Below are 13,347 nucleotides of genomic sequence, written 5' to 3' on the forward strand. Positions count from 1 at the left end.
GGTGTATCATGGGGAATTTTTTCCATTGTCAAGGCCCTCCTTTTCCATGCTTCTTCCCGGAAGCTTCCCCGCAGGCTCCCCCCGGAATTATTGGAAATAAATTTGTTTCTTTGACCGGACAAACAAGGGACAGATGATCAGGAGAGTATTTGCAGTAATATTGCTATTAAGCGGGATTTTCAAGGGCAGCGCGCAGGAACTTCCGCCGAAAAGGGAACTAAGGGGCGTATGGATCGCTACCGTTGCAAATATAGACTGGCCAAGCGAACAGGGCCTTTCCACGCAGGCACAAAAACTTGAATTCACCAGGATGCTGGATGAGCATGAGAAAACCGGGATCAACGCCTTATTTGTTCAGGTGCGGCCTTCGGCCGACGCCTTCTATGCGGAGGGGCGCGAGCCCTGGTCACAATGGCTTACGGGCGAGCAGGGGCAGGCGCCCAGCCCCTTCTATGATCCCCTGGAATTCATGATTAAAGAAGCGCATAAACGGGGCATGGAATTACATGCCTGGTTTAATCCATACCGTGCCGTCTTTCATGCAAACGGCCCGGTGGCTCCTGATCACATCACCCGTCGTAAACCCGAATGGTTCTTTAACTACGATGGAAAAAAGCTCTTTAATCCCGGCATTCCCGAAGCCCGCGAGTATATTGTACAAGTGATCATGGACGTAGTGCGTAACTATGATATAGACGGGGTGCATTTTGACGACTACTTTTACCCTTACCCTGCCCGGGGAGAACATATTCCGGATGCCGCCCTTTACCGGAGATACGCTTCCAGCGGTATGAGCCTGGACGACTGGCGCCGGGAAAATGTGAACCTGCTGATCCGGGAACTCCAGGATAGCATCAATGGGGAAAAACCCTGGCTCAAATTCGGCATAAGCCCGTTCGGCATTTGGAAGAATCTGGACCAGGACTTCAATGGTTCCGATACGGACGGAAGCTCATCGTATTATAACCAGTTTGCTGACAGCCGCCGCTGGCTTGAAGAAGGCTGGATAGACTATATTGTTCCCCAGATCTATTTCCCGTTCGGACACAGCCGGGCGGCCTATGACAACCTGGTGCTTTGGTGGTCTGAAAATTCTTTTGACAAGCACCTGTATATAGGGCTGGGGGCGTACCGGATAACAGAATGGGGTAACCGGAGGCAAATGCCAAGGCAACTGAATTATGCGCGGAAGTATAGCGAAGTAGGCGGAGTCGTATTTTTCAGCTCCAAATCCCTGATCCGGAACCCGCTGGGATTCGCTGACTCCCTGCAGGCGAATTATTTCCATTACCCGGCCCTTCCCCTGCGATGCCGTGGAAAGACCATATAGCGCCTTTGCCTCCGGAAGAACCCCGGCTGGAAATAAACCCGGCCGAAGGCGTGCAGTTGTCCTGGAAGGCTCCCGCCGCCGCTGCAGACGGGGACCTTGCCAGGGGTTATGTGATCTACCGCTTTAAGCAGGGCGAATCACTCAGTATTGATGACCCGCGCCACATTCTCAATATCCAGTTCGGGGAAACCTCCTTTACGGACAATACTGCCCGCCGGAATGAAGATTACGTGTATGTAATCACTTCCCTTGACCGTCTGAGCAATGAAAGCACGGCTCGCTGCCGAATCAGCACACAATCTTTAAAGATTGAATAAGACTTCTTTCGGGGAACCGCGTTAAATCAATCGGGGACCCGCGTTAAATCAATTACCGCTAAGCTTTTCCTTTTCCGGGTACAGCACCACCTTTATGTAATTGGACTTGTCAAAATATTCGCCGGCCAGCTTTTTCAGGTTGTCAGGGCTTACCTGCTGCAGGGAGGCCTCAAAAAACTCCTGCGCTGCGGCCGGGTCCCTTTTCATTTCGTAGGAGCCGGCGAGCAGGCTGATCCAGTAGCCGTTTTCTTTCAGCGCTGTTTCATGCTCCCGCTTCCTGATGGCAATAACCTTGTCCAGGTCAGATTGCAGGGGTCCGCTTTCCTTCATTTTCTCGATTTCCTGGAGTACCAGCCCCATGAGCTTTTCCACGTTATCCGGCGCACAGCCAAAGGCCACCGACACGGAGTACCGCTCTTCCGGGAATTTACTGATACTGGTATTCACACCCACGCCGTACACCCCTCCGGCATCTTCCCGAAGGCTTTCCCTCAGCTTTATCTGCAAGGCCTCTCCCAGTATGGCAAGCTGGGCGTTCTTCATCCTGTCATAATCCGTCTGCCCCGTAAACACAAGCGTTACCCGGCTCTGAGGTTCGGAACCCTTGTAGACTTCTTTGCTGATCACACCTTCCGGCGGGCTTATATTCAGGTTTTTCCAGCTTTCCTCGCGGCCCGACGAAGGCAGATTGCCCAGGTAGGTCTGAAGCAAGGGCTGTATGCTGTCCAGGTCGAAACTTCCGACAAGGAAAAATGCAAAATCGCCGGCATCCGCGAAACGGTCTGCATATACCTCCTGCATGCGTTCAAATTCCAGTTCCCGGACCATTTCCGGGGTCAGTGGGGCATAACGGGCGGCATAGCTATTCATTACGCTCCTTAGCGTGTCCCCATATACCGACATGGGCGACTTATCCTTGTTCTGCAGGAAAGTTAGCTGTCTTGCCTGCCAGGTCTTGAGGGCGTCGCTGTCAAAACGGGGCTGGGTAAAATAAAGGTAGGTCAACTGGAACAGCGTTTCAATATCGTCTATATTGGCTGAACCTGAAAAACCTTCTTCCAGCGTGGAAATATAAGGCGCAACTCCCACGGTCTTCCCTTCCAGCAGTTTGCGCAGCACCTTTTCTTCAAAACCCGCAATACCGCTCTGCGTGAGAATGCCGGTTGCGTTGGCCGCTTCCAAATAATCCTCGTCCGGGTACAGCGAAGTTCCTCCCGGGCTATAAGCCCTGAAAAGCACTTCCTTATTCTTAAAATCGGTCGGCTTAAGGAAAACTTCCACGCCGTTCTCCAGTTCAAGTTTCGTCACCCCGATTTCTTCTATTTGTTCCCTGGATACTATCTTCGCCGGGGAAAGTTCTTCGGAGAACAAAGGTTTATCTGCCACCACATCCTCGTAAGGGCTTACTTCCAGGCCGGAAGAATTATTCAGAATGGCCAGCAATTCCTCTTCCGACGGAAGGCTGTCCTTCTGGTTTTCAGGAGCGGTAAGGATCACTACCCGGTTGCTGTCGGAAATAAGGCTTCCGGCCAGCGTATTCAGCTCTTCCACGCCAATTTCGTCCAGGTGTTCCTTCACGAACGCGTATTCGAATTCAATACCCGGGCTGGCCTCATCCTTAAGGAAATGGTTAATATACTCATCGATAAAGGCCCTGTTTTCCCGTTTATCCCTTTCCGACCAGGAATTTTCATAACTGTTCAGAATGTCGGTCTTTGCCCGTTCAAGTTCCGTTGGGGTGAAGCCGAAGCGCTGGACCCGCAGGTTCTCTTTCAGCAGCGTGGTAAGAGCCGCCCTCACCTGTCCCTCTTTGGGCACGGACGCCAGTACATATGCATCTTTGTTGCTGATAAAGGCAGAAACAGAGCTTACCGCGAACAGGAAGGGCGCATCCGGCTGCTGCCGGATCTCATTGATGCGGTCATTGAGCATCTTATTATAAAGCGATCGCTCCAGCAGCTTCATATAATCGGCTTCTGTTTCCACCTTCACAGCGGGCCGCTTATAATAGACCGAAAGCTGAATGTACTGCGCTTCCTTGTCAGTTACAATGGATACCTGCGGCTCGGTATGATCCGGCAATGTGTATTCTGTTCGATCCCGGGGGCTCTGAACCGGCGAAATGCTGCCAAAATGCTTTTTTATCAGCGCTTCTACCGCAGCCACATCGAAATCCCCGACGGCTATTACGGCCATCAGGCCGGGCCGGTACCAATCCTTATAAAAGGAGATCAGTTCAGGATGTTCGAAATTTTCAATGATCTCCGGCTTCCCGATAGGTAAGCGGTCCGCGTAGCGCGACTGGTACAGCAGGGTTGGAAAATATTGCTGCTGCATCCGCTGCGCCGCGCCAAGGCGTAACCGCCATTCTTCCAGCACCACTCCGCGTTCCTTTTCTATCTCCTCCGGGTTAAAAGAAAGATTATGTGCCCAGTCTTCCAGCACCTGGAACCCTGTTTTGAACACTTCCACGGTATCGGTAGGCAGGGACAGCATATATACCGTTTCGTCAAAGCTCGTATAGGCATTCAGGTGCGCGCCGAAACGCACCCCGGAGCGTTCCAGGAAATTGATCAGCTCGTTTTTGCTGAAATTTTTGGTGCCGTTAAAAGCCATGTGTTCTACAAAATGCGCCAGTCCCTGCTGGGCATCGTTCTCCAGTATGGAACCCGCCTTTACCACCAGGCGAAGTTCGGCCCGGTTTTCCGGTTTTTCATTGTGCTGGATGTAGTAAGTAAGGCCGTTGCTGAGCGTACCGGTGCTTACCTCCGGATTCAGAGGCAGTTCTTTCCCCGGATCCTGGGCCTGAAGGGCAAAGGAAACCCCCAACCCGAACAGTCCTGTTAAAATAGTACGTGAAACATTCATACGATAATTATTAATTGGTTAGATTTTGATAATAATATTTTTCCTGTACATGACCCACAAGATGAGGTACCAGCCCAGGATATAACTGACGGCCCATGCCAGCGAAGCATTGACCGGCGAAAACCAAGGCGTGTAAAAGGTCTCATACAACCATTGCCGGAGGTTCATTCCCTCCACCGTTTCAATGCGCGTTAAAATACGCGGCACCAGTCCGGAAACAAAGAAAACGGTGATGGCGTTTATCCCGTAAATGACAAAGGGTGTGGTAAATCTCCGGAAATCCTTTACATCGATGAGCCAGTAAAGCGTCGCCAGGCCCGAAACCGCCCAGCCTCCGGCATACAGTACGTAAGAACTGGTCCACAGCGCTTTATTTATGGGGAAAAACAGGTCCCATATGAGGCCTCCCAGAATTCCGGCAAAGCCGAACGTGAACATCCAGGCAACCTTATTCCCGGGCGCGTCTTCCTTTTTAAGCCATAAGCCGCAGAGGATTCCAGCCAGCGCCGTGGCAACAGCGGGAATGGTACTCCATATGCCTTCCGGGTCCCAGGTCTTCGATGTTTTCCATAAATGACTGGTCGTTAGTACGGTCCGGTCAATCCAGGCGCCCAGGTTAGTTTCGGGGCCCAGGCTGGCCGCCCCCACGCCGGGAACCGGGATCAAAGTCATGCTCAGGTAATAGAATAGGAGCAACCCTCCCCCGTCCAGGCAAGCGACCTGGGTGAGAGTTTCAAAAATAAGAAGGAGGCGATCATGTACACCAGGGCAATGCGCTGCAATACCCCGGGAATGCGGACAGTAGAAAAATCAAAACGGGGGAAAAGGTTCAGGAACAAGCCAAGCCCGAAAAGGATGAGTGTCCGGATAAGGATCTTCTTCACCAGGCCCCGCCTGCTTTCCGGATCTTTCTTCCGGGAAGATATGGCGTAGGCAATGGACACCCCGACGATAAAAAGGAAAAAAGGGAATACCAGGTCAGTTGGGGTGCAGCCGTTCCAGTGAGCGTGAAGCAGCGGAGCATACACGTTCCCCCAGTCACCGGGATTATTGACAAGGATCATGGCCGCTACGGTGGCGCCTCTGAAAACGTCCAGTGACAGCAGCCGTTTGTTAAAGGTCGATCCTGCCGCGGTTTCCATTGTCAGAATTTCCAGCGAACGAAGGCCTCCATGGCCGCATATTCGGCGAGGCCCAGCTTATTGTACAGCGCTGCGGTGGCGGCGTTCCGGTCTTCGGCCCGCTGCCAGAATTCACGGGAATCATTTCCCTGGAAAACCACGCCGTCCTTTTGCGACTGGTGCTTGAAGATCCCGTATCGTTTTTGCAGCACCTGTTCCGGGCTCATGGGAACCGCCATTTCTATTTCATGGATATCCCACTCAGCCCAGGCTCCGCGGTACAGCCATAGCCAGCAATCCTTCATATACTCCTTGTCCTTTAACTGCTCAATAGCGGCGAATACGGCGTCAAGGCAAACTTTATGCGTTCCGTGCGGGTCCGCCAGGTCCCCGGCCGCATAGATCTGCTGCGGCTTTACCTGGTCTATGAGGCGGGCCACGATCTGCACGTCTTCATCGCCAAGGGGCTTTTTCTGCACGAGGCCGGTTTCGTAGAAGGGAAGGTCCAGGAAATGTACCTGTTCGTCCGGGAGGCCCACGAAGCGGCAAGTGGCCTTTGCTTCACTACGGCGGATGATGGCTTTCACAGTTCTTACTTCCGGAATATCGATTTCCCCGGGTTTCTTTTTCTTCAGAAAATCCCGTGCAGTATCATAAACGCTATGGTCAATCCCCTGCTCTGTCCGCTTGCTGAGGTCAGCTGCGAAGTCAATGTACCGCAAAGCTTCATCGTCCGAAACAGCTATATTTCCCGAAGTCTGGTAAGCCACGTGAACCTCGTGCCCCTGCTCATGCAGGCGGATAAAGGTTCCGCCCATGGAAATAATATCGTCGTCGGGATGCGGGCTGAAAATAATCACCCGCTTACTGGCGGGCTCGGCGCGTTCGGGCCGGTAGGTGTCATCCGCGTTGGGCTTTCCCCCCGGCCAGCCGGTAATGGTGTGCTGGAGTTGGTTGAATACCTGGATATTTATGTCATAGGCGTGTCCGTAAACCGCCAGCAGGTCGCTCAAGCCGTTATCGTTATAATCCTTGTCCGTAAGTTTGAGTACGGATTTCCCCAGTTGCAGCGCCAGCTGCGTAACCGCTTTACGGATCATTTTATTGTCCCAGGTAACGGTCTCAACCAGCCAGGGCGATTTATACTTGGTCAGCTGCTGTGCCGACGCTTCGTCAATGACAAAGGTAGTATTAGGGTGGGCTTGCAGGTAGGATGCAGGTATCCGTTCGGTCACGGGCCCTTCCACGGCCAGCTTGATGACATCCGCTTTGCTTTCACCCCAGGCCATCAAAATGACTCTTCGGGCGCTCATAATGGCTTTTACGCCTAACGTAATCCCTTTTTTAGGCGTAGCGCTGAGACCGCCGAAATCGCTGGCGGCGCCGGCCCTGGTGGTATGGTTCAGGGCGATGAGGCGGGTCTTGGAATCAACCAGTGAACCGGGTTCGTTGAAGCCGATATGCCCGTTGCTCCCGATGCCCAGCAATTGAATATCCAGGCCTCCCAGTTCCTCTATTTTCTGCTCATATTCTTTGCAGAAAGCCGGAATCCTGTCCATGGGAAGGCGGCCGTCGGGAATAAAATAATGGTCCTCCGGAATGTCCACATGGTCAAATAACATTTCTTTCATAAACCGGACATAACTCTGCGGGCTGTCCGGAGCAATCGGGTAGTACTCGTCCAGGTTAAAACTATAAACATTCCTGAAACTAAGCCCTTCTTCCCTGTGCAGCCGAACCAGCTCAATATAAACCAGTTTGGGCGTATTTCCGGTGGCAAGCCCCAGTACGCATGGTTTCCCCTCCGCTTCTTTCTTCCTGATGAGGGAGGCCATTTCGCTGGCTACAGCAAGCGAAGCTTTTGAAGAATTTTCAAATATCTCGGTATGTATTTGTTCAAACGCTTTTATTCGTTCAAGGTCAAAATCTGTTAACTGCTTTTGCATATTTCAGGAGAAAAATTTCTTAATTTAACAATGTCAGCGCTATGTTAACTGTAAACTTGCAGAAGGCACGAATATAAGAAAATAGAATGAACCAACAGATACAACGGCTGTTCGAAATCGCTTCAAAAAAAGAACGCCTGATCATCGGGTTAATGTCCGGCACCTCCCTGGACGGGCTGGACGTGGCCTTGTGTCATTTCCAGGGACACGGCCGCCGTACCCGCGCACGCCTTGAGAAATTTGACACCATACCTTATGATGACGAAATAAAGGAAGAGATCCGCAGCGTTTTCGCCAGGACGGAAGTGGATTTCCAGCAGCTCTGCCTTCTCCACGCCTGGCTGGGAAAATTGCATGGCAGCATGGTGCTGGAATTGCTCGAAAACTGGAACATATCACCAGCAAGCGTGGACCTGGTGGCCAGCCACGGGCAAACCGTGTTTCACGCTCCTGTCTGGATGCATAATAAGCCAAAGTTTGGCAACGCCACCCTGCAGATTGGCGACACCGATCATCTTGCCGTACGGACGGGAATCATTTCTGTCGGCGACTTTCGGCAAAAGCATGTAGCGGCCGGCGGAGAAGGAGCGCCGCTTGCGGCCTACGGAGATTATCTCCTTTACAGCTCGGCCCATGAAAACCGTGTGCTGCTTAATATCGGCGGCATTGCCAATTATACCTTCCTGCCTGCCGGCGGCAATGTTAAAACCATGTTTGCTACCGACGTGGGCCCTGGGAATACCTTGATTGACGCCGCTGTTCAGAAATTCTTTGGCCGGCCTTTTGATCCTGACGGAAGCATTGCCAGGAGCGGCGAAGTAAACGAAACGTTGATCTCGGCCCTGCAAAGCCACCCCTTTTTTAAAATTCCCCTGCCTAAGACTACCGGCCCGGAATTGTTTAACCTTAGTTTCCTGGATAAGAAACTTGAAGAAACAGGCATAAAAACGCTTTCTCCGGCAGGCCTGGTTGCCAGCCTCACTGCCTTTGCCGCCGCTTGCATTGTTCAGGAGATGAAGCTACTGCTGGAAAAGTACCGGCCCCTGACCATTTACCTCAGTGGCGGAGGTATGCACAACCCCTTTTTGACCGGAATGATCATTGACGCCCTTCCGGACTGTAAATTTGACACAACGCAAAGCCTGGGTATCAACCCGGATGCCAAGGAAGCCGTACTGTTTGCAGCACTGGCAAATGAAACAGTAGCGGGAAACGGGGCCACATTCAAGGGAAATACTTCGGGCCTCCCGGCGATATCGATGGGAAAAATCTCATTCCCGCGCTAGCATTGTGTTACCTGCAAAGTACCAGGTTACCTGCAAAACACAGGAACCTACTGAATTGATCCGGAAGGACACAATATAATCAAAGCAGCTTGAATTCCTGCTGCCGGTAGGGCGCAAGGTGGGGATCGTCGGAAGAAAGTTCAGTGATCAGGTAGCTCATCTGGTTCAGGTTGCAGACTTTCATCCGCTGCACGGAATTCATTTTCTCGGCAATGCACATGATGGCCAGCTTTTTAGACGTGCGGATCATGGCTCTTTTAACCTGCACGACCTCCCAGTCAGAATCCGTGATCCCTTCCTGCAGTGAAATTCCATTGGCACCCAGCAGGCATAGATCCACGTGAATATCGTTCAGCGCGTTGATCACACTCGCCCCCATATTCACCTGGGCATTTTTATAAAGCTGGCCTCCAACGGTTAACACGGTAAGGTTGGGATGTTCGACAAGTTCAAGGGCCACGAGCGGGCTGATGGTAAAAAAGGTTGCCTGGATATCATCCGGAATCATTCTGGCAAGCTCTATCATGGTAGTGCCACCCCCGGTAAGTACCACCATCCCCTCTTTTATAAGCTTTATTGTTTTGCGGGCTATTGCGCGTTTTGCTTCCAGGGCGTAAACATCGCCCTTGTTGCTGAAAGGAAAATGGAAAGACTTGCTGATGGCGCCTCCGTGAACCTTTAACACTTTGCCGGCCTCGTCCAGCTCTTTCAGGTCGCGCCGGATAGTATCCTCAGAAACATTTAGTTGCGTACTCAGGTCTGATGACAGCACCTTATTGTGCAGGTTAATCTCCCTGATAATAAACGATTGGCGCTCTTCCTTTAACATGCGGTCAGTATGGGCCATAAAGTTAAGAAATTTGAAAATATCAGGGTGCTGTTTTATTCCTTATTCATGTTAAATATATCGCAAATATTTGCAAAAAGCTGAAAATATTTTTGTTTATTCGGTTTTATCTTTAAATTTACTTAGGGTAACCGCATGTAAATGCAGGAATTATCCCAACCAAACCAACGTTTTGCATTTTTATGCGTGATTATGTTTCCTGAACCTCTAAAACTCATTGGCAGATGAACAAAAAATTACCACTGCTTTTCCTGGGGCTAGTAATGTATTTTGCAGCGGGCGCCCAGCAGATCATTACAGGAAAAGTTAGCTCAGCTGAAAACGGAGACCCCGTTCCGGGCGTTACCGTGGCGGTGAAGGGCACTTCCTCGGCTACCCAAACCGATCCGGACGGAAATTATGAAATTGCCGCTGCTGAAGGCCAGGTGCTGGTATTCAGTTTCCTTGGCCTTACAACCGTTGAACGAACCGTAGGAACTTCAAACACTATTGACATTAGCATGGCTTCGGACCCCGAAGCGCTGGAAGAAGTAGTAGTAGTGGGATACGGTACCCAAAAAAGGGAAAACCTAACCGGCGCAGTAGCCACTATTGATGTGCAGGAAAACCTGGAAGGAAGGCCTATTGCAGACGTGGGCAGAGCCATTCAAGGCACAACGCCCGGGTTAAGCGTAGTGGTCCCCAGCGGCGAAGTCGGATCGGACCCGATAATCAAGATAAGAGGCCAGATTGCCTCGCTCCGGGGAGGCATTTCTCCCCTGATCCTGCTGGACAATGTGGAAATCCCCAGTATCCAGCTCGTCAATCCCCTGGATGTAAAATCCATTACGGTACTGAAAGACGCTGCATCATCTTCCATCTATGGTTCAAAGGCCGCGTTCGGCGTGGTGCTGATCACTACCAAGGATGGCCAGGGCCTGCAGGGAACGCTGGTGGGCTATTCCAACAATTTTTCTTTTCAGAATGCCGCTAAAGAAATTGACATGGCGGATGTGAACGCGCTGAAATACAGCGTGGACGCGTTTGAAAGAATAGATGAGACGGCAACAGGCGCCTTTTACAAAGTGAACAGGGAAAGCTATGAAAGGGCGGTGGCCTGGAAAGAACAATACGGCGGCTCCATTGGCATGGATGATCCCACGGTATACGGAAGGGACTGGTATTTCGATCCGGCAAGAAACTGGAAATTCGGCATCCGCACGTATGACCCTTACGAGGCAATGATCAGGGAATGGGCGCCTACACAGACCCATAACTTGTCAGTCGGCGGACGAGAAGGGAATACGTCCTACAACATCGGACTGGGACTGCTGGACCAAAGCGGGATGATGAAACCTGCAGAAACCGACCAGTTTAGCCGGTATAATGCATCTTTAAGGGTAAAAAGCGAGATTAACGAGTATTTTACCGCGCGCGCAGGAGCGCTGTATTCCCGGCGGAACAAAGAGCATCCCTATATTACCAGCTCCACTACTGCCGACCCCTGGCTTTATCTTTACCGCTGGAGTCCCTTGTACCCTTTGGGAAACGATGAAAACGGCGATCCTATTCGCAGCCCGGCCAGTGAAGCCGCTGCTGCCAACACGGCAAGCATGCTGCATGACTATATAAATGTAAACCTGGGAGGCACGGTAAATATAACCGATGACTGGAAAGTTGATTTCGACTATGCTTTTTCCAACCAGAAGTACAATGAACTCAATCCCGGAACGAAATATACCGCCCGCAATTCCTGGGTAGCTCCGCAGGCAAGGCTGGATGAAAACGGCAACCAGCTATATGTCAACGAGGAAGGGCAAACGGTCCCCGCCAGCGACCCGAACGCCATGCCCGCCTATGACCTGGGCCTGGAAACCTATACAGCCGACGGCGCCAATCCGGACCATATCAATGAGACTTCGGCGAATTTCAACCGGCACACCATCAATGCCTATACCACCTACGAACTCGCGGTCAGGGAAGACCATGACTTCAAGTTTATACTGGGCCTGAACCGGGTAACCGAAGACATTAAAAGCCATTTTACACAGGTGACGAATCTTACCAATATCCTGAACCCCCAGTTCAATTATGGAATAGGCACCTGGACAGGCGGAGGCAACGAATCCTGGGAAGCCCAGCTGGGGTATTTCGGCCGCGTCAATTACGATTTCCGCGACAAATATTTGCTGGAAGCCAACCTCCGCTACGATGGTTCTTCCAAATTTCCAACCGACCTGAAATGGCGCTGGTTCCCTTCCTTCTCTGCAGGCTGGGTACTCAGCGAAGAGGAATTCATGGCAGGTACAGAGCGAATCCTGAACCTGCTGAAGTTCCGGGGTTCCTGGGGCACCATCGGGGATCAAACGGTGCCGAATAGTTTGTACGTACCCACCATGGAGACTGGGTTATCTACCTGGATCGGCGCCAACGGCTCACGATTAAGCTACGTAGGCACGCCGAACGCGGTATCCACGTCCATTACCTGGCAGGATATCACCTCGCTGAACGTAGGTTTAGATGCCCGCTTGTTCGATAACCGCTTTGGGGTAACGTTCGATTGGTTTCAGCGAAATACCGAGAACATGATCGTTCCCATAGAAGGCATCCCTCCCACTTTCGGAGCCGGCGCTCCCCAGACCAATCTTGGAGGGCTTGAAACAAAAGGCTGGGAGCTGGCCGTAGACTTTAACCACCTTTTTGACAATGGCCTGGGAATTTATTTCAGAGCCAATATCTCCGACTCTAAATCCACCATCACTTCTTTCGGGACGGCAAAGGGCGTCGACGGCTGGTATGCAGGCAAGACTTACGGGGAGATCTGGGGTTACCGTACCGACCGCCTGTACCAGAAAGATGACTTTGAATTGGATGCGGACGGAAATCCTCAACTGATCACGCTCACGGAAGCAGAAAGTGAACTTTATGCAGGGGACAAAGCCAATAAGTTAAAAGGCAGCAATCCTGTTTACCAGACTTACCTGCAGAATAGCTCCGACTTCTACTTTGGGCCCGGCGATGTCAAGTTCGTTGATCTGAACGGGGACGGGGAGATCAACGCAGGCAGCCGGCAAATCGACGACCACGGCGACCTGGAAGTTATAGGGAACTTCAACCCGCGATACGAATACGGTTTCCGGTTCGGCGCCGATTATAAGGGAATTGACTTCGGCATTTTCTTCCAGGGCGTAGGGAAACGCGAAATATGGGGCAACGGCTCATTGGCTATTGCCGGTTACCATACTTCTGACGGCGCCATGCCCTCCACGATCGTGGACAATTACTGGACGCCGGAAAACACCAATGCCTTCTATCCCGCCGCCTTTAATAACGGTGGCAGCAATGGAGCCAACAATATGCAGGTACAGAGCCGCTATCTACTGGATATGTCTTATTTGCGGATAAAGAATATCACCCTGGGTTACTCCTTCCCCGCCTCACTCCTTGAAAACGTACGGGTAAAAACGGCAAGAATATACGTTGCCTTGGAAAACTTTGTCACCTGGGATAATCTCAATGGCCTTCCCTTCGATCCGGAAGTCATTAACGGCTATTCCATGTTCAATTCGAGCAATTATAACCTGAGCCGTACCGGGGTGGGAACGCCCACGTTCAAAAGTGTATCATTTGGTGTTCAGTTAAACTTTTAGAAA

The 13,347-nt window shown here is 51.5% G+C and carries 9 protein-coding genes; 4 read left to right on the forward strand and 5 right to left on the reverse strand.

The window, feature by feature from the left end; genetic code table 11:
* The first annotated feature begins 133 nt into the window (after window positions 1-133).
* Window positions 134-1,330 (forward strand): glycoside hydrolase family 10-like protein, encoded by a 1,197-nt coding sequence (locus FRZ59_RS03620; RefSeq protein ID WP_225975167.1) that lies wholly within the window; start codon window positions 134-136, stop codon window positions 1,328-1,330.
* Window positions 1,309-1,647 (forward strand): fibronectin type III domain-containing protein, encoded by a 339-nt coding sequence (locus tag FRZ59_RS18775; RefSeq protein WP_225975168.1) that lies wholly within the window; start codon window positions 1,309-1,311, stop codon window positions 1,645-1,647. Before FRZ59_RS03620 ends, FRZ59_RS18775 begins: the two co-directional genes overlap by 22 nt.
* Window positions 1,648-1,695: 48 nt before the next feature.
* On the opposite strand, the gene FRZ59_RS03625 is transcribed toward FRZ59_RS18775, so the two are convergent.
* From FRZ59_RS03625 to nagB, 4 genes are read right to left on the reverse strand one after another with little or no spacing between them, the layout of a single operon-like run.
* Window positions 1,696-4,515: a M16 family metallopeptidase gene (locus FRZ59_RS03625; RefSeq protein ID WP_132127968.1), complete on the reverse strand. Its 2,820-nt coding sequence runs from the start codon at window positions 4,513-4,515 to the stop codon at window positions 1,696-1,698.
* An 18-nt stretch (window positions 4,516-4,533) separates the two neighbouring features.
* A complete protein-coding gene (locus FRZ59_RS18780) occupies window positions 4,534-5,187 on the reverse strand; it encodes an acyltransferase family protein (protein ID WP_225975169.1) in 654 nt (217 codons plus the stop codon).
* 2 nt (window positions 5,188-5,189) lie between these two features.
* Complete coding sequence (locus FRZ59_RS18785; RefSeq protein WP_225975170.1) at window positions 5,190-5,657, reverse strand: heparan-alpha-glucosaminide N-acetyltransferase domain-containing protein; 468 nt, start codon at window positions 5,655-5,657, stop codon at window positions 5,190-5,192.
* A 2-nt stretch (window positions 5,658-5,659) separates the two neighbouring features.
* Window positions 5,660-7,582 carry a glucosamine-6-phosphate deaminase gene (nagB, locus tag FRZ59_RS03635; protein ID WP_132127970.1) on the reverse strand — a complete coding sequence of 641 codons (1,923 nt, stop codon included), beginning with the start codon at window positions 7,580-7,582 and terminating at the stop codon, window positions 5,660-5,662.
* Window positions 7,583-7,668: 86 nt separating this feature from the next.
* On the opposite strand from nagB, the gene FRZ59_RS03640 reads away from it, so the two are divergent.
* Window positions 7,669-8,868, forward strand: a complete 1,200-nt coding sequence (locus FRZ59_RS03640; protein ID WP_132127971.1) for an anhydro-N-acetylmuramic acid kinase — start codon at window positions 7,669-7,671, stop codon at window positions 8,866-8,868.
* Between the two features lie 79 nt (window positions 8,869-8,947).
* Here the strand turns inward: FRZ59_RS03640 and FRZ59_RS03645 are convergent, their stop codons facing one another.
* Window positions 8,948-9,697, reverse strand: coding sequence for a DeoR/GlpR family DNA-binding transcription regulator (locus FRZ59_RS03645; RefSeq protein WP_132128345.1), 750 nt, complete (start codon window positions 9,695-9,697; stop codon window positions 8,948-8,950).
* A gap of 242 nt (window positions 9,698-9,939) precedes the next feature.
* Here FRZ59_RS03645 and FRZ59_RS03650 point away from each other — a divergent pair, with 242 nt between their 5' ends.
* Window positions 9,940-13,344 carry a SusC/RagA family TonB-linked outer membrane protein gene (locus FRZ59_RS03650; protein ID WP_132127972.1) on the forward strand — a complete coding sequence of 1,135 codons (3,405 nt, stop codon included), beginning with the start codon at window positions 9,940-9,942 and terminating at the stop codon, window positions 13,342-13,344.
* Window positions 13,345-13,347: the final 3 nt, after the last annotated feature.

The organism is Anseongella ginsenosidimutans (assembly GCF_008033235.1).
GTDB classification, from domain to species: Bacteria; Bacteroidota; Bacteroidia; order Sphingobacteriales; family Sphingobacteriaceae; genus Anseongella; species Anseongella ginsenosidimutans.